Source organism: Brevibacterium aurantiacum (genome assembly GCF_003932995.1).
Lineage (GTDB): Bacteria > Actinomycetota > Actinomycetes > Actinomycetales > Brevibacteriaceae > Brevibacterium > Brevibacterium aurantiacum.
The window spans coordinates 673,702-691,013 of sequence record NZ_CP025333.1 but is presented as its reverse complement, the minus strand read 5'-3'; the positions used below and the strand labels follow the sequence as shown (position 1 = coordinate 691,013).

The window sequence follows — 17,312 nt, the reverse complement described above, 5'->3', positions numbered from 1 at the left end:
AAGGACCATACGTACGTAGTTAGTGGGGTGCGACTTTTGGTCTTTTAGTTCATGACGGAAATGTGATTGAGATATTCCAGAATGTTTATCTCTTTGAGACCTCGCAATATTCCGGTCTGCGGTCGGCCCTGCGTCTTTCGGATCCGGCTCCCCCGCCACCATGTCTTTCACTCCCGAAACAGCGCCGGAGACTGCGCATGAGCGGAGTCGGGTCCATGTCACGGTTGTGCAGAGATGATCGTCTGGGGCCGAAAATCGTTACCTCCGAAGTAAATTGATTTCGGCCCCCACAGCCGAAGCTGCAGGGGCCGAGTCACCAGATGCGATCAATTCATCATTCGCAAAGGGCTCAGGTTTCGGTGGAGGCACCGTCACTATCACCAGTGCCATCAACCTCATCCGTGTCATCAGCATCATCAGTGTCGGTGTGATCGTCGACGACGATTCCGGTGTCGGTCTCGGCAAGCACCTCGGCAGTGAATTGCTCCTCCGCATCTTCGCCTCGGAACTGCGACATGTAGAGGCGGTAGTACGCACCCTCGGCAGCCAGCAGCTCCTCATGATTGCCGTGTTCGACGATGGCTCCGTCCTCCATCACCAGGATGGTGTGGGCGTCGCGGATCGTCGAGAGGCGGTGAGCGATGACGAACGATGTCCGGTCCGTTCGCAGCGCTGCCATGGCCTGCTGGACAAGCACCTCGGTGCGGGTGTCGACCGAGGAGGTCGCCTCATCGAGGATGAGCAGCGACGGGTCGGCGAGGAAGGCACGCGCAATGGTGATGAGCTGGCGTTCACCGGCGGAGACGCTGCCGCCGTCGGAGTCGATGACCGTGTCATAGCCCTCGGGCAGCTGCCGCACGAAGCGATCGACCATGGTGGCCTGGGCCGCGGCCATGACCTCGTCATCGGTGGCGTCGAGCCTGCCGTACCTAATGTTCTCCCGGATGGTGCCCTCGAACAGCCACGCGTCCTGGAGCACCATGCCCACATGGGAACGCAGATCTGCTCGAGTCAGATCCTGGGTATCGATGCCATCGAGGTAGATGTGACCACCGGTGATCTCATAGAAGCGCATCACCAGGTTGACCAGGGTGGTCTTACCTGCCCCTGTCGGCCCGACGATGGCCACCGTGTGACCAGGCTCGGCCGTGAACGAGACCTTCTCGATGAGTGGAGTGTCCTCGGTGTAGCGGAAGCTGACCTCGGAGAACTCGACCCGGCCCGGTGTGCGCTGCGGCAGCGTCTCCTGGGCGTCGTCGGGCTCTTCTTCCTCGGCATCAAGGAGTTCGAAGGTCCGCTCTGCCGAGGCGACGCCGGACTGCAGCATGTTCGCCACGCCTGCCATCTCGGAGATCGGCTGAGAGAACTCACGGGAGTACTGGATGAACGCGGTCGCATCACCCAATGTCATCTGCCCCGAGGCCACCTTCAGACCACCGGCGACAGCGATGAGGACGTAGCTGAGGTAGGACACGAACTGCATCGCGGGCATGATCATGCCCGAGACGAACTGCGCACCCGCCGAGGCTTGGTACAGGGACTCGTTGCGACGGTCGAACTCTTCGAGCATGATCTCGTCGCGACCGAAGGCGCGGACCACGTCAAGGCCGGAGAACGATTCTTCGACGTGTCCGTTGACTTCACCGGTGTGCTTCCACTGCGCCTTGAACATCTTCTGCGACCGGGTGCCGATGACTCCGGCGATGACCGCGGACAGCGGAAGCGCGATGAGTGCCAACAGCGCCAGCTGCCAGGACACGATGAACATCATCACGCCGATTCCCACGATGGTCAGAGCCGATTGGACGAGCTGAGAGAAGGCCTGCTGCAGGGCCTGCTGGATGTTGTCGACGTCGTTGGTCACCCGCGACATCACATCGCCGCGCTGCCTGGTGTCGAAGTATCGCAGCGGGAGCTTGTTGATGGTGCGTTCGATGTCTTCGCGCAGCCGGTAGACGACCCGCATGACGAGGGCGTTGAGGATGTAGCCCTGCGCCCACATGAGCATCGAGGCCACGAGGTACATGAGGAGGACGATGATGATGATCTGGCCCAAGGCATTGAAGTCGATGCCCTGTCCGGGAACGACCTCTGCCGTGGCGAGCATATTGGCGAAGTCGTCTCTGCCTTCGGCGCGAGCACCGGCGATGATGTCGTCGATGTCGGTTCCCGCCGGCAGCTGTGACCCGATGACACCGGAATAGACGATGTCCATGGCCTTGCCCAGCACCTTCGGAGCGATGACGGTGAGGACGACCGAGCCGATGACGAGCGCCACGACATTGATGAGACCGAGCTTCTCCGTGGCCATCAGCCCGAAGAGCCGTTTGACCGAGGGCCAGAAGTGCTTGGCCTTCCGGGCTGGGGGGTCGCTGAACATGTCCCCTTCATCGCCCTGGGGAAGGTACTCCTCTTCGCTGCTCTGCGTCGTATCGGGTTCGACTGTCGCCGCCGAGGTGGATGATGTCGTCGAGGTGGTGGTTTCGTTGTTCGCCATGTCAGTTCACCCCTTCGGTGGCCAGCTGGGATTCGACGATCTCCTGGTAGGTCTCGTTCGCGTCGACGAGTTCCTCATGCGTTCCCCGACCGACGATCTTGCCTTCATCGAGGACGATGATCTGGTCGGCGTCTCGAATCGTTGAGACGCGTTGGGCCACGACCACCACCGTCGAATCACCGGTGGTGTCGTCTAGGGCGCTGCGCAGTCGGGCGTCGGTGGCGACGTCAAGGGCAGAGAACGAGTCGTCGAAGACGAAGATCTTCGGCTTGGCCGCCAGCGCCCTGGCGATGCAGAGCCGCTGCCGCTGTCCGCCGGAGAAGTTCGTGCCGCCCTGGGCGACACCCGCCTCAAGCTGATCGGTCTTGTCGGTCACGAAGTCGTCGGCTTGGGCCGTGGTCAGTGCCTCCCACAGTTCCGAATCATCGGCGAACTCGTTTCCGAACCGGAGGTTGGAGGCGATCGTGCCAGAGAACAGATACGGCTTCTGCGGCACCAGACCGACCAGCTGTGCCAGCTGGTGACGGTTGAATGCGCTGACGGGGACACCATCGATGAGCACCTCGCCTGACTGCGGATCGAGCAGACGAGGAATGAGGTTGACGATGGTGGACTTGCCGGCACCTGTGGCACCGATGATCGCAGTCGTCGTTCCCGGCTGTGCGGTGAAGCTGAGGTTCTCGAGAACGGGAACCTCAGCCCCGGGATAACCGAAGGTGACATTGCGGAACTCGAGCTCACCTCGGCGAGGGAGTTCGTCGACGCCCTTCGGGATGATCATGGACGAGGTGGAATCGAGGACCTCGGAGATGCGCTCAGCGCAGACGACGGCGCGGGGAATCATCATCATCATGAACACACCCATCATGACGGCCACGAGGATCTGCAGGAGGTACTGCAGGAAGGCTGTGAGCGATCCGACTTCCATCTGGCCTGCGTCGACGCGGTGGCCGCCGAACCACAGCACGGCGGCGGTAGCCAAGTGGAGGATCATCATGATCGCGGGGAACATGAGCACGAAGAGGTTGCCGACCTTGACCGAGGTCAGCGTCAGTGCCCGGTTGGCGTCGGCGTAGCGGTCGGCTTCGAAGGGTTCGCGCACGAACGCACGCACGACCCTGATGCCGGTGATCTGTTCACGGAGGACTCCGTTGATGTCATCGACCTGCTCCTGCATCCGCCGGAACAGCGGCATGAGCAGATAGACGAGGATGCCGACGACGATGAACAGCGCCGGCACGGACACCCACACCAGCCAGGACAGTCCCACGTCCTCGCGCAGGGCCATGATGATTCCGCCGATGCACATGATCGGAGTGGAGACCATGAAGTTCAGGGTCATGAGCACCAGCATCTGGACCTGCTGGACGTCGTTGGTGTTGCGGGTGATGAGGGTGGCGCTGCCGAACTTGCCGACCTCCAGCGTCGAGAGTTCATCGACCTTGCTGTAGATGGCGCGGCGCAGGTCTCGCCCCACTCCCATGCCGGTGCGGGCACCGAAGAAGATGGCGGTGACGGCAGTGACGACCTGGACGAGGCAGACGATGATCATCGTCATTCCGGTCGACCAGATGAAGTCGGTATCGCCTTTGGCAACACCCTGGTCGATGATCTGTGCGTTGAGGCTCGGCAGGAACAGGGCTGCGATGGTCGCGGCCAGCTGCAGGACGACGACGAAGACGATGTAGAGCCAATAGGATCGAGCGTATTTCAGGGACAGGCGTAATAGGGCCACGATGGAAGTCCAGTGATATGAGTGGTTCGCGAAAAGGCGTTGAGAATTTCAAAAGCGCAACAGACCATCTTACATGCGCTCCCCTCCCGAGCAATAGATCTGGCCTGCTTCTTCTGTGCTGACAGTTCACCATGCGGCACTGACACGAGCGGGTGAAACCAGGTCCGACCTCACCGGTGGCTGGGCGTGCCTCCTCGCTAATCGCACGGACACCTCTAGTCTTGAAATTATGAGCACAACTTTGCAGGACCTCGTCAATCGCGCCGTCTTCTTCTCCACCGAGATGCAGACGCACTTCGGCGCCCTCATCGCCGATGCCGAATGGGAGGTCGACTTCACCTCTAATCCGCATCTGAACTTCACCTCCGCTGAGGGAACCGTCCTGCGAGGTCGCCCGCATCTGCTCGGCTCGGAGTCAAGCGCGCAGAGCACGTGGCTGTGGGGTTGGGAGAACGTCAACGAGTTCCCCGAGCCCGTCGTCAGTCTCGCCCATGAGGTGCGCAAGTTCGGTGCCGCCGAGGATGTGGCCGAGCTGATCACGGAAGAGCTCCCCCTCGACGAGGAGTTGGCGCTGCGCCTGACTCTGGCGGCGAAGGAAGCCACCGGAAAGTGGGCGCACTATCCGGCCGCAGCAGGTGCCGGCACGACGGTCTGGCTCCTCGTTGATGCTCCGGAGCTGACCTTGCCCGAGCCTCAGGTCAAGACCACTGTGCGTGCCCTCATGCAGGGCCTGACGCAGACAACGGTGACTGATCATCGCGCCGCGCTCGTGGCGTATGTCAGCAAGCGCGGCATTCCCACCGCGGAACTGCCCGAGGGCGGTCTGCGTCTGCTCTTCGCCGACGGGTCGGCCGATCTGACCTTCGACGAGGAACGCCGCATCTCCAATTGCGAGATGGGCGCACCTCTCGAAGGTGAGGCCGCGCAGCAGTACGCGCAGGCCACCGGAAAGTCCACGACAGATTCCGAGGCTGCCGGAACTCCTGTCGGGGAGCCAGCTGCACAGCCGGTTCCTGCAGAGTCGAGCCCGGTCTCTGAACCGGCTGCTGCTGACACGAGCACAGCCGCTTCCACATCGGCGGATGCCGCCTCTGCACCGGCGCCGGCGGAGTCTCCCACCGAAGCGCCTCGTGAGACTGCCCCAACCCCATCGCCTGCCGAGGCGGGTGCCGGTGACGAGCGCGACTCGGCTTCCGCTCGTCCCACACCTGACACCGAATCGGCGCAGCCGACGGCTCCCGAGTCACAGCCTGCCGCCTCCGCTGCAGACGAGGCGCAGGAAGACGATCGCCAGCCACAAGAGGCAGAGACCAAGGCTGAGGAGCCGAAAAAGAAGAAGGGTCTGTTCTCGAAGCTCTTCGGACGTTGATTCGTGGACGGTGGGTGCCCATCAACGGTTGATGGGCACTCGCGGTTCCCAGCTGAAGTCGCAAGACACCCTGTAGACACCAGCGATCTCGCTCGGCTCATCGAGTCGCCCCCAGTCACTCGTCATGCCCAGCGCGCCCCCGGAGCCAGGCAACATTGTGAATACGAGCAGAGGCCCCGTCGATGGTGTGACCGCTCTGAATAAGCAGTGGGTCGATATTCGCCGTGCCAAGGAGGAGCTCGTCGGTTTACCCACGAGGGACCGGAAGAGTCAGAGCACGTTGGGGATGAGAAGGATGCTGCCTACCAACGTCATGACGTCTGAGAGCTGCTTGACGGGCAGGTCGAAGGCCAAGTTGAGCACGAACACGACGGTCATGTCGAGAGCGGCCAGAAGGGTGCACAGCCACGCTCTGCGTCGCAACAGGGAGAAGGCAGCGGCGGCGACTCCGGCAAGGCCTACGAGGACCTGCACGTTCGGAGAGTCAGCGTAGACGGCCCGGCCCACAGGATCCGACCAGTGATCGCTCGTGCCCTCGGTCCATGCATTCGTCTGTGAATACAAGTAAGGGGCCATCCCACCGAAGTGGAATGACCCCTCACCTTAAAGAATATTGCGGCAGTCACCTACTCTCCCACAACCACCAAGTTGCAGTACCATCAGCGCGAATGGGCTTAGCTACCGGGATCGGAACGGTTAACCGGGCGTTTCCCCACCACTATCACCACCGCAAAACCAACAAACCACCACCACCCGAATCAAAAAGACTCAAGGATGTAGTAGCGGTCCAAGAACCGTACAGCGAACGCGAACACCACACATAATGTGACTCGTTAATATCTCGTAAAACCCATAGCGTGAAACACGCACACACCAACCAAACAAATGGGTTGATGAGTGATCGGCGTATTAGTACCAGTCAACTCCACACCTCACAGTGCTTCCATACCCAGCCTATCAAACCCATAATCTATAGGACACCTCACCCCAACTTAATGGGTTGGAAATCTCATCTCGAAGCAGGCTTCCCGCTTAGATGCTTTCAGCGGTTATCCTTCCCGAACGTAGCCAACCAGCCATGCACCTGGCGGTACAACTGGCACACCAGAGGTTCGTCCGTCCCGGTCCTCTCGTACTAAGGACAGGCCTCCACAAATTTCCTACGCACGCAGCGGATAGGGACCGAACTGTCTCACGACGTTCTAAACCCAGCTCGCGTACCGCTTTAATGGGCGAACAGCCCAACCCTTGGGACCGACTACAGCCCCAGGATGCGACGAGCCGACATCGAGGTGCCAAACCATGCCGTCGATATGGACTCTTGGGCAAGATCAGCCTGTTATCCCCGAGGTACCTTTTATCCGTTGAGCGACCACGCTTCCACAAGCCATGGCCGGGTCACTAGTCCCAGCTTTCGCTCCTGCTCGACACGTCCGTCTCACAGTCAAGCTCCCTTGTGCACTTACACTCGACACCTGATTGCCAACCAGGCTGAGGGAACCTTTGGGCGCCTCCGTTACTCTTTAGGAGGCAACCGCCCCAGTTAAACTACCCATCAGGCACTGTCCCTGAACCCGATCAGGGTCCGAAGTTAAGAAATCCAGAATAGTCAGAGTGGTATTTCACTTGACGACTCCACCACCACTAGCGTGATAGTTTCACAGTCTCCCACCTATCCTACACAAACCACACCGAATCCCAATACCAAACTATAGTGAAGGTCTCGGGGTCTTTCCGTCCTGCTGCGCGTAACGAGCATCTTTACTCGTAATGCAATTTCGCCGAGTTCGTGGTTGAGACAGCAGAGAAGTCGTTACGCCATTCGTGCAGGTCGGAACTTACCCGACAAGGAATTTCGCTACCTTAGGATGGTTATAGTTACCACCGCCGTTTACTGGGGCTTAAATTCTCCGCTTCACCCCTAACGGGGTTAACGAGTCCTCTTAACCTTCCAGCACCGGGCAGGCGTCAGTCCGTATACATCGACTTACATCTTCGCACGGACCTGTGTTTTTAATAAACAGTCGCTTCTCTCTGGCCTCTGCGACCACCACCAGCACATCACCAAGCACGTTGGCTTCACCGGGATGGTCCCCCTTCTCCCGAAGTTACGGGGGCATTTTGCCGAGTTCCTTAACCACGATTCTCTCGATCACCTTAGTATTCTCTACCTGACCACCTGTGTCGGTTATAGGGTACGGGCAACACACAACCTCACGCCGATGCTTTTCTCGGCAGCATAGGATCACCAGATCACCCCACCACAAGTGGGGCGCCCATCAGCTCTCACACTCAATGTGGGGACGGATTTACCTACCCCCACGTGCTACGACCTTAGACCACGACTACCATCGCGTGGCCTGGCTACCTTCCTGCGTCACACCTCGCGCTTACCGACTCCACACTCAGGTCCCACAGAATCCTTCAACCAGACACCCGAAGGCATCACGGAAGAACACCGAGGTTAGTATCGTGTGTTTTGGTATTGACGGTTATGCGTCGGTACCAGAATATCAACTGGTTGTCCATCGACTACGCCTGTCGGCCTCGCCTTAGGTCCCGACTTACCCAGGGCGGATTAGCCTAGCCCTGGAACCCTTGGTCATCCGGTGGACGGGTTTCTCACCCGTCTTTCGCTACTCATGCCTGCATTCTCACTCGTACCGGCTCCACCACTCGTTCACACGGCGACTTCACTGCCAGCACGACGCTCCCCTACCCAACACCCCACCATTACGGCTATCAGGGGTGCTGCCACAACTTCGGCGGTGTACTTAGCCCCGCTACATTATCGGCGCTCAATCACTTGACCAGTGAGCTATTACGCACTCTTTCAAGGATGGCTGCTTCTAAGCCAACCTCCTGGTTGTCTTCGCAACTGAACATCCTTTCCCACTTAGCACACGCTTAGGGGCCTTAGTTGATGGTCTGGGCTGTTTCCCTCTCGACAATGAAGCTTATCCCCCACTGTCTCACTGCCACGCTGAACCTTACCGGCATTCGGAGTTTAGTTGACGTCAGTAACCCGGTGGGGCCCATCAGCCATCCAGTAGCTCTACCTCCGGCAAGAACCACGCAACGCTGCACCTAAATGCATTTCGGGGAGAACCAGCTATCACAGAGTTTGATTGGCCTTTCACCCCTAACCACAGGTCATCCCCTCCATTTTCAACTGAAGTGGGTGCGGGCCTCCACGCGCTCTTACACACGCTTCACCCTGCCCATGGCTAGATCACTCCGCTTCGGGTCTAGGACACGCGACTCAAACGCCCTATTCGGACTCGCTTTCGCTACGACTACCCCTCTCGGGTTAACCTCGCCACGCACCGCTAACTCGCAGGCTCATTCTTCAAAAGGCACGCCATCACCCCAACAAAGGAGGCTCTGACGGATTGTAAGCACATGGTTTCAGGTACTATTTCACTCCCCTCCCGGGGTACTTTTCACCATTCCCTCACGGTACTATCCGCTATCGGTCATCAGGAAGTATTTAGCCTTACCAGGTGGTCCTGGCAGATTCACACGACATTCCACGAGTATCGTGCTACTCGGGCAAACACATATCGTCGGGGCCACATGTTTCGTCTACGGGACTCTCACCCACTCCGGTACTGTTTCCCACCAGCTTCGACTACACGCAGCACACATCAACGACTCGGTCATGCTGGACCGAACACGTATTCCCCACAACACCGCATACGCAACACCAGCACGTTTGACACGCACACGGTTTAGGCTGATCCAGTTTCGCTCGCCACTACTCCCGGAATCATGTTTTATTTTCTCTTCCTACGGGTACTGAGATGTTTCACTTCCCCGCGTTCCCTCCACACACCCTATATATTCAGATGCGGGTCACCACACTCTCATGTGGCGGGGTTTCCCCATTCGGACACCCTCGGATCACAGCCCGTTTATCGGCTCCCCGAGGCTTATCGCAGATTTCCACGTCCTTCATCGGCTCCTGATGCCAAGGCATCCACCATGCGCTCTTACACACTCATCACACCCAAAAAATTTGGTTGCAAAATGTGTGTGCGAAAATTTCACACTAAGATTTCACAAGAAAAATCACATTACATAACAACCCAAACAAAGTTCGGGCTGTTGATGCTCGCGTCCACTATACGATTCTCAAACCACTACCAAACACCACCCACACCCACACAACCGAAGGCTGCTGGTCTGGACGGGTTGGTCCTGTTGGTTGAAACCACACCCAACCATTGCTGGTTGGTTTGTGATTCCAGGACCCAATAACGTGTTCGTTCTAGCCCACCATCATCACACCGTCGACAAGGCATGTACCTTAACGACGCTGTGCGGGTTGAGCGAAAATAATGATGTTCCACCCTTGAGCTCCCAACCGGCACCACGTACGGGTGACACGTTGGGGTTCTTATGTGTGCTCCTTAGAAAGGAGGTGATCCAGCCGCACCTTCCGGTACGGCTACCTTGTTACGACTTAGTCCCAATCACCAGTCCCACCTTAGACGGCCCCCTCCACAAGGGTTGGGCCACCGGCTTCGGGTGTTACCGACTTTCGTGACTTGACGGGCGGTGTGTACAAGGCCCGGGAACGTATTCACCGCAGCGTTGCTGATCTGCGATTACTAGCGACTCCGACTTCACGTAGTCGAATTGCAGACTACGATCCGAACTGAGACTGGCTTTAAGGGATTCGCTAAAACCTCGCGGTCTCGCATCTCTCTGTACCAGCCATTGTAGCATGCGTGAAGCCCAAGACATAAAGGGCATGATGATTTGACGTCATCCCCACCTTCCTCCGAGTTGACCCCGGCAGTCTCCTATGAGTTCCCACCATCACGTGCTGGCAACATAGAACGAGGGTTGCGCTCGTTGCGGGACTTAACCCAACATCTCACGACACGAGCTGACGACAACCATGCACCACCTGTACACCAACCCCAAAGGGGAGGAACTGTTTCCAGAACGGTCTGGTGTATGTCAAGCCTTGGTAAGGTTCTTCGCGTTGCATCGAATTAATCCGCATGCTCCGCCGCTTGTGCGGGCCCCCGTCAATTCCTTTGAGTTTTAGCCTTGCGACCGTACTCCCCAGGCGGGGCACTTAATGCGTTAGCTACGGCGCGGAGAACGTGGAATGTCCCCCACACCTAGTGCCCAACGTTTACGGCATGGACTACCAGGGTATCTAATCCTGTTCGCTCCCCATGCTTTCGCTCCTCAGTGTCAGTTACAGCCCAGAGTCCCGCCTTCGCCACCGGTGTTCCTCCTGATATCTGCGCATTTCACCGCTACACCAGGAATTCCAGACTCCCCTACTGCACTCTAGTCAGCCCGTACCCACTGCACGCGCAACGTTAAGCGTTGCGTTTCCACAGCAGACGTGACCAACCACCTACGAGCTCTTTACGCCCAATAATTCCGGACAACGCTTGTACCCTACGTATTACCGCGGCTGCTGGCACGTAGTTAGCCGGTACTTCTTCTGCAGGTACCGTCACCCCGAAAGGCTTCTTCCCTGCTGAAAGCGGTTTACAACCCGAAGGCCGTCATCCCGCACGCTGCGTCGCTGCATCAGGGTTTCCCCCATTGTGCAATATTCCCCACTGCTGCCTCCCGTAGGAGTCTGGGCCGTGTCTCAGTCCCAGTGTGGCCGGTCGCCCTCTCAGGCCGGCTACCCGTCGTCGTCTTGGTGAGCCATTACCTCACCAACAAACTGATAGGCCGCGAGCCCATCCCCAACCGAAAAAACTTTCCACAACCAAAGATGCCTTCGGTCGTCATATCCGGTATTAGACCCAGTTTCCCGGGCTTATCCCGAAGTCGGGGGCAGGTTACTCACGTGTTACTCACCCGTTCGCCACTCATCCACCCCGGTGCAAGCACCAGGGCTTCAGCGTTCGACTTGCATGTGTTAAGCACGCAGCCAGCGTTCGTCCTGAGCCAGGATCAAACTCTCCATAAAAAAATTATGTTACGAATGAATCCCAGCAAGACAGCCAACCAACGATCACGGGGTGACCGAGGCTGACCAATTAATCATGTCCACACATGCTGGCGTGACCACCCGGCGAGGGGAGGCCACAAATGTGTGAACATGTGATTGTCTTACCAGAAAAATAATGTTTCTGGCATCACTATTTGTTCAAACAAACACGCTATTGGATTCTCAAACCACAAACACTCACCCATCACCACAACCCACAATTGGGGCGTGTTCACTGGGGGTGTCAGTTTCAATTGTTGGCTGCCACCAACATTTTCCGTGTGGACCAGACAAACTGTGTTTGTGCTGGTCACACCCGGTGAAAACTGTTCTCGAAGAGTTCGTTTTCTGCGGGGCAACGAGATACAACTCTAGACCAGGCCACGCGTCCCGTGCAACTCGAAACCGGAAATCTGATCGTGACGCCCACCACATGCACCTCACGACCCCCGACTGGGCCCGGCAGAACCCGCGCTATTGCTCGCGTCCGGCGGTGTTACGGTCGCTTTATGACTGCGGAAGAGACCTCCCTCCGACCCACGGCCGTCATCGCCGGCGCCTCCGGCTTCATCGGCACTTCACTCCTTGCGCCCCTTGAGTCCTGGGGCTACCAAGTTCGGACCATCGGCCGGGCTCCAACGTCGGGCGCACATGTCTCATGGGACGATCCGCAGGCGATTGCCGCCGCCATCGATGGTGCCGACCTGCTCATCAACTTCGCCGGCCGCAGCGTGGGCTGCAGGTACACCGATTCCAACCGACGCGACATCTGGGACTCCCGGGTGCTGACCACACGCACGCTCAACGATGCGGTCAGGGCCGCCTCGGCGCCACCTCGGCTGTGGATCAACTCGAGCACGGCCACGATCTACCGCCACGCCATGGACCGACCGCAGACAGAAGACGACGGTGACATCGGTGAGGGCTTCTCCGTTGATGTGGCCAAAGGGTGGGAACACGAATTCTTCCGCGGTGACCTGCCCAGCACCAGACGGGTGGCTTTGCGCATGGCGATCGTGCTCGGCGATGGTGCGGCTCTGAATATGCTCGCCACCGCAGCCAGATTCGGTGCCGGCGGCCCTCAGCTGGAGGGGCGGTGGTTCGGACATACGAGATACCGCGGCATCGGCCCGAACGCCTCAGGCCCTCGCGTGTGGCGCAGACACGAACTCAGCCATGGCAGGCAGCGGTTCAGCTGGGTGCATATCGATGATGTGGTGCGCGCCATCCGGTTCATCGACGACCATGAGGAGATGACCGGGGCACTCAACGTCTCGAGCCCAGGCATCTCGGACAACACCACACTGATGGCGGCCCTGCGACGTGCCGTACGAATGCCGATCGGCATTCCGGCACCGCGCTGGCTGTTGGAGCTGGGAATGATGGTGTTGCGCCAGGAATCGGAACTGGTGCTCAAAAGCAGGTGGGCCTACCCGAAGCGGTTGGAAGAAGCAGGGTTCGAGTTCAGGTGGACCGATATCGGGGCCGCGACGAAGAGCCTGCTGCGCTGATCACCCGACCGACTGCAGTGATCACCCGACCAACTGCACCGGCAGATCAGCCCGCGGTCACCTCGGCGGGGATGCCTGCCTGCACACAGTCGGAGCAGTAGGGCTGACGGTTCTTCTCGGTGCAGTCCTCGCAGCGCAGGTACTGCTGCCGGCAGTCCAGATTCGCGCAGTTGACGAAGTTCGGCGTCGGCTTTTCACACGCGACGCAGTGGCCGATCGATTCAGCACCGTCGCCGAATTCCACATGCATGCGCTTGTCGAAGACGTAGAGGGACCCGTCCCAGTAACCCGTGTTGCCGAAGGTCTCTCCGTAGCGGACGATTCCGCCATCGAGCTGGTAGACCTCTTCGAAGCCGCGGTTCTTCATCAGCACGGACAGGACCTCGCAGCGGATGCCGCCGGTGCAGTAGGTGACGACCGGCTTGCCCTTGAGATCGTCGTACTTGCCTGATTCGATCTCGTCGATGAAGTCTCTGGTGGTGTCCGTCTCCGGCACGATCGCGTCGCGGAACTTCCCGATCTGGGCCTCCATCGCGTTGCGTCCGTCGAAGAAGACGACCTCGTCGCCGCGTTCATCGAGGAGTTTGTGCAGCGCACCGGGTTTGAGGTGCTCACCACCGCCCTCGACTCCGGCTTCGGTCACCGTGATCTCATCATCGGTGCCGAAGGTCACGAGCTCGGGCCTCACCTTGACGCTCAGCCGTGGGAAGTCATCGCCTTCGCCGTTGGACCATTTGATGTCGGCCTTCTTGAACGGCTCGTAGGACCGTGTGGCTCGCACATACTTCTTGACGTCGAAGATGTCTCCGCCGATGGTGGCATTGATGCCGTCCTTCGACACGATCACGCGCCCCTTGAGACCGAGACTCTCGGCCAGCGTGTGCTGCCACAGCTTGACCGCTTCCGGGTCGGCAAGAGGGGTGAATACGTAGAACAGGACGATCTTGGGAGTTGCCATGGCCCATATTCTAATTGGCGAATATGTCCGCGGAGGTCGGCGGTAGGGACGGGCCGAACTCGGCGGTCACGTCCGCCTATGAGACCGGCTTCCGCTCCTCCCCCACAGCACGGCTAAGATTGATGGTGATGCCGTGTCGTATGAAAGGGCCATTAAGAGGACATGTCGAGTAACCTCAACGCTGCGAATTCCACGCAGGTCGAATCCCAGCAGGTCGAAACCGATCAGGCCAATTCCAAAAAGGTGAAGGAAACTGTCGAATTCGCTGCTGCGAATCCCGACGTGGACCAGCCCTACGCCGACCTCGGTTTGAAGGCCGACGAATACGCGCAGATCCGCGAGATCCTGGGCCGTCGCCCCACCTCGGCGGAGTTGGCGATGTACTCGGTCATGTGGTCCGAACACTGCTCCTACAAGTCCTCGAAGGTGCACCTGTCGAAGTTCGGTGACAAGGTCACCGAGGACATGAAGAAGCACCTGCTCGTGGGCATCGGCGAGAACGCCGGCGTCGTCGACATCGGCGCCGGATGGGCCGTGACCTTCAAGGTCGAGTCCCACAACCACCCCAGCTACGTCGAACCCCACCAGGGTGCGGCCACCGGTGTCGGCGGAATCGTGCGCGACATCATCTCGATGGGCGCCCGCCCCGTGGCCGTGATGGACCAGCTGCGCTTCGGTGCCATCGACCACCCCGACACCTCCCGCGTGCTCCACGGAGTCGTCTCCGGAATCAGCAACTACGGCAACTCTCTGGGCCTGCCCAACATCGGCGGCGAGACCGTCTTCGACTCCGTCTACCAGGGAAACCCCCTGGTCAACGCCCTCGCCGTCGGCGTCATGCGCCACGAAGACATCCGCCTGGCCAATGCCTCAGGCAAGGGCAACAAGGTCATCCTCTTCGGTGCCCGCACCGGTGGCGACGGCATCGGAGGAGCCTCGATCCTCGCCTCTGAGTCCTTCGACGACACTAAGCCTTCGAAGCGTCCGGCCGTCCAGGTGGGCGACCCCTTCGCAGAGAAGGTGCTCATCGAATGCTGCCTCGAACTCTTCCATGCTGGAGTCGTCGAAGGCATCCAGGACTTGGGTGCCGCCGGCATCAGCTGTGCGACCTCGGAGCTGGCCTCGAACGGTGACGGTGGCATGCACATCGCCCTCGACGACGTGCTGCTGCGCGATGAGACCCTGACCCCTGAGGAGATCCTCATGTCAGAGTCGCAGGAGCGGATGATGGCCGTGGTCACCCCAGAACGCCTCGACGACTTCCTCGCAATCGTCGGCAAATGGGACGTCGAGACCTCCGTCCTCGGCGAGGTCACCGACTCCGAACGTCTCATCATCGAATGGCACGGAGACGTCATCGTCGATGTGCCACCACGATCGGTCGCCCACGACGGCCCCGTCTACGAACGTCCGATGGTCGAGCCATCATGGACCGCCGAGGTGGCCGCGAACACCGTGGAATCCGCTGGCCTGGTCAAGCCCGAGAGCAATGAGGACCTGCGCTCCACCATGCTGCAGCTCGCCGGGGCACCGAACCTGGCCTCGAAGGGCTGGATCACCTCCCAGTACGACAAGTACGTGCAGGGCAACACCGCTCAGGCGTTCCCCGACGATGCCGGAGTCGTCCGCGTCGACGAGGAGTCCGGACTCGGTGTGGCCATCGCTACGGATGCCAACGGTCGCTACTGCTACCTCGATCCGGCCCGCGGTGCAGCCTTGGCGCTGGCCGAGGCCTACCGCAACGTCACCACTGCCGGGGCCATCCCCCGCGCGGTCACCGACTGCCTCAACTTCGGTTCCCCGGAGGATCCGGAGATCATGTGGCAGTTCGCCGCCGCTGTCGAGGGCCTCGCCGAGGCGTGCCAGGACATGGGCATTCCCGTGACCGGTGGCAACGTCTCCCTGTACAACCAGACCGGTGGCGTGGCCATCCACCCGACCCCGGTCGTCGGTGTCCTGGGCGTCTTCGACGACGTCACCCGGGCCACCCCGAGCGGCTGGAAGGAACCGGGCCAGACCATCTACCTCCTGGGCACGACCGAAGCCGAGCTCGATGGTTCGGCGTGGGCCGATGTGACTGCCGGCCACCTCGGCGGAGTGCCGCCGCAGTACAAGCCGGGCACGGAGAAGGAACTCGGTGAGATCCTCATCAACTCCTCACGTGATGGCATGATCGATGCCGCCCATGACCTGTCCGAGGGCGGTCTGTCGCAGGCACTCGTCGAATCCTGCCTGCGCTTCGGCACCGGTGCCCGCATCTGGCTCGACGAGGTGTGCGAACGCGACGGCGTCGATGTGTTCACCGCGCTGTTCTCCGAGTCCACGGCCCGTGCGATCGTGGCCGTGCCGCGGTCCGAAGAGGTCCGCTTCAAGGACATGTGCACCGCCAGGCACTTCCCGTTCATCCGCATCGGCATGACCGACACCGGCGACGAGGCACCTGTCCTCGAGGTCGTCGATCACTTCGAGGTCGGCCTGGACGAGCTGCGCGAGACACATGAGGGGACGCTGCCGAAGCACTTCGGCTGAGCAGCTCAGAGCGCTTAACGCGCGTATCACCAGTTTGAAGGGACCGCCGGTCCTCGAATCAGCCGTTTGCTCACGGCTCGTTCGAAGGCAGGTGGTCCCTTCTATCATTCACTGTCCGGGCGGAGGGGCCTGGTCGTGCGAAGATCGGCTGCTCCTGCGTGTTCGCAGGCCCTCACGTACCGGACCGAGAACTGCCCATGTGGCTGCGGTGAACACAACCACGATGAGCCAATAGATCAGCCAGAACGAATCAGACCAGCCTGCGACGCCGATGCCGACGAGCAGAAGAGCGACGGTGATAGCCGAGGCCACGAGACAGCGATACCACTCCGCCAAACTCGAGCGTTGGGGCGGCGACGGCACATGATTTCCGGGGCGTTTCGAGTATCGTCGAGCGAATCGGCGGTCAAGGCGGCGAATGATGTCGGGACCGAAGATGACCGAGAAGCCGACGTAGAAGGCCGCAAGTCCGTGACTGAAGTCTGACGAGGGATTGCCTACCAAATCGATGTAGGTAAACGCGATGATGACGACGTCAACGACAGGTGTGGCGATGAGCAGCAGTGTGGAGATGAGTCGTCCCCCGAGGAGATACCGCACTGCGAGTCCACCCAGCAAGAGCACCCAGAAGAGAACCTCACCGCCGATGATGTATGGCATCACTGCGAATCTGTCCCTCCACCTGCGGCGACTCTTTTCTTACGTCCAACTGTACCGAGCCCGTCAATCACGACAAGCTCGT

The 17,312-nt window shown here is 59.8% G+C and carries 8 protein-coding genes and 3 rRNA genes; 3 read left to right on the top strand and 8 right to left on the bottom strand.

The annotated features are described in order from the left end of the window. Positions 1-349 precede the first annotated feature (349 nt). Both CXR25_RS03135 and CXR25_RS03130 read right to left on the bottom strand, forming a co-directional pair. Entirely contained in the window at positions 350-2,497 is a 2,148-nt protein-coding gene (locus tag CXR25_RS03135) for an ABC transporter ATP-binding protein (protein ID WP_125177933.1), read from the bottom strand. A 1-nt stretch (position 2,498) separates the two neighbouring features. Further along, positions 2,499-4,232, bottom strand: coding sequence for an ABC transporter ATP-binding protein (locus tag CXR25_RS03130; RefSeq protein ID WP_009881515.1), 1,734 nt, complete (start codon positions 4,230-4,232; stop codon positions 2,499-2,501). Between the two features lie 229 nt (positions 4,233-4,461). On the opposite strand from CXR25_RS03130, the gene CXR25_RS03125 reads away from it, so the two are divergent. Beyond that, positions 4,462-5,601: a DUF6882 domain-containing protein gene (locus CXR25_RS03125; RefSeq protein ID WP_240513743.1), complete on the top strand. Its 1,140-nt coding sequence runs from the start codon at positions 4,462-4,464 to the stop codon at positions 5,599-5,601. Positions 5,602-5,871: 270 nt separating this feature from the next. Here CXR25_RS03125 and CXR25_RS03120 read toward each other — a convergent pair whose 3' ends face one another. The 4 genes from CXR25_RS03120 to CXR25_RS03105 form a co-directional block, all read right to left on the bottom strand. Further along, positions 5,872-6,177: a hypothetical protein gene (locus CXR25_RS03120; RefSeq protein ID WP_125177932.1), complete on the bottom strand. Its 306-nt coding sequence runs from the start codon at positions 6,175-6,177 to the stop codon at positions 5,872-5,874. Between the two features lie 37 nt (positions 6,178-6,214). Further along, a 5S ribosomal RNA gene (rrf, locus tag CXR25_RS03115) occupies positions 6,215-6,333 on the bottom strand. Between the two features lie 157 nt (positions 6,334-6,490). Then, positions 6,491-9,607 (bottom strand): 23S ribosomal RNA (locus CXR25_RS03110). Positions 9,608-10,017: 410 nt separating this feature from the next. Then, positions 10,018-11,551, bottom strand: a 16S ribosomal RNA gene (locus CXR25_RS03105). The 16S, 23S and 5S rRNA genes sit together here, the layout of an rRNA operon. Positions 11,552-12,081: 530 nt before the next feature. On the opposite strand from CXR25_RS03105, the gene CXR25_RS03100 reads away from it, so the two are divergent. Next, entirely contained in the window at positions 12,082-13,083 is a 1,002-nt protein-coding gene (locus tag CXR25_RS03100) for an epimerase (protein WP_125177931.1), read from the top strand. A 46-nt stretch (positions 13,084-13,129) separates the two neighbouring features. On the opposite strand, the gene trhO is transcribed toward CXR25_RS03100, so the two are convergent. Then, positions 13,130-14,041: an oxygen-dependent tRNA uridine(34) hydroxylase TrhO gene (gene trhO / locus CXR25_RS03095; RefSeq protein WP_009884372.1), complete on the bottom strand. Its 912-nt coding sequence runs from the start codon at positions 14,039-14,041 to the stop codon at positions 13,130-13,132. A 162-nt stretch (positions 14,042-14,203) separates the two neighbouring features. Here trhO and purL point away from each other — a divergent pair, with 162 nt between their 5' ends. Next, on the top strand, positions 14,204-16,570 hold the full coding sequence (gene purL, locus CXR25_RS03090) for a phosphoribosylformylglycinamidine synthase subunit PurL (protein WP_125177930.1): 2,367 nt from the start codon (positions 14,204-14,206) through the stop codon (positions 16,568-16,570). A 108-nt stretch (positions 16,571-16,678) separates the two neighbouring features. Here purL and CXR25_RS03085 read toward each other — a convergent pair whose 3' ends face one another. Continuing rightward, positions 16,679-17,230: a hypothetical protein gene (locus tag CXR25_RS03085; RefSeq protein WP_009884370.1), complete on the bottom strand. Its 552-nt coding sequence runs from the start codon at positions 17,228-17,230 to the stop codon at positions 16,679-16,681. Positions 17,231-17,312: the final 82 nt, after the last annotated feature.

Excerpts from the sequence above, each read along its gene's own strand:
- CXR25_RS03135 (WP_125177933.1), bottom strand. The coding sequence starts at position 2,497 with ATGGCGAACAACGAAACCACCACCTCGACGACATCATCCACCTCGGCG.
- CXR25_RS03125 (WP_240513743.1), top strand. The coding sequence starts at position 4,462 with ATGAGCACAACTTTGCAGGACCTCGTCAATCGCGCCGTCTTCTTCTCC.
- CXR25_RS03120 (WP_125177932.1), bottom strand. The coding sequence starts at position 6,177 with ATGGCCCCTTACTTGTATTCACAGACGAATGCATGGACCGAGGGCACG.
- CXR25_RS03100 (WP_125177931.1), top strand. The coding sequence starts at position 12,082 with ATGACTGCGGAAGAGACCTCCCTCCGACCCACGGCCGTCATCGCCGGC.
- trhO (WP_009884372.1), bottom strand. The coding sequence starts at position 14,041 with ATGGCAACTCCCAAGATCGTCCTGTTCTACGTATTCACCCCTCTTGCC.
- purL (WP_125177930.1), top strand. The coding sequence starts at position 14,204 with ATGTCGAGTAACCTCAACGCTGCGAATTCCACGCAGGTCGAATCCCAG.
- CXR25_RS03085 (WP_009884370.1), bottom strand. The coding sequence starts at position 17,230 with ATGCCATACATCATCGGCGGTGAGGTTCTCTTCTGGGTGCTCTTGCTG.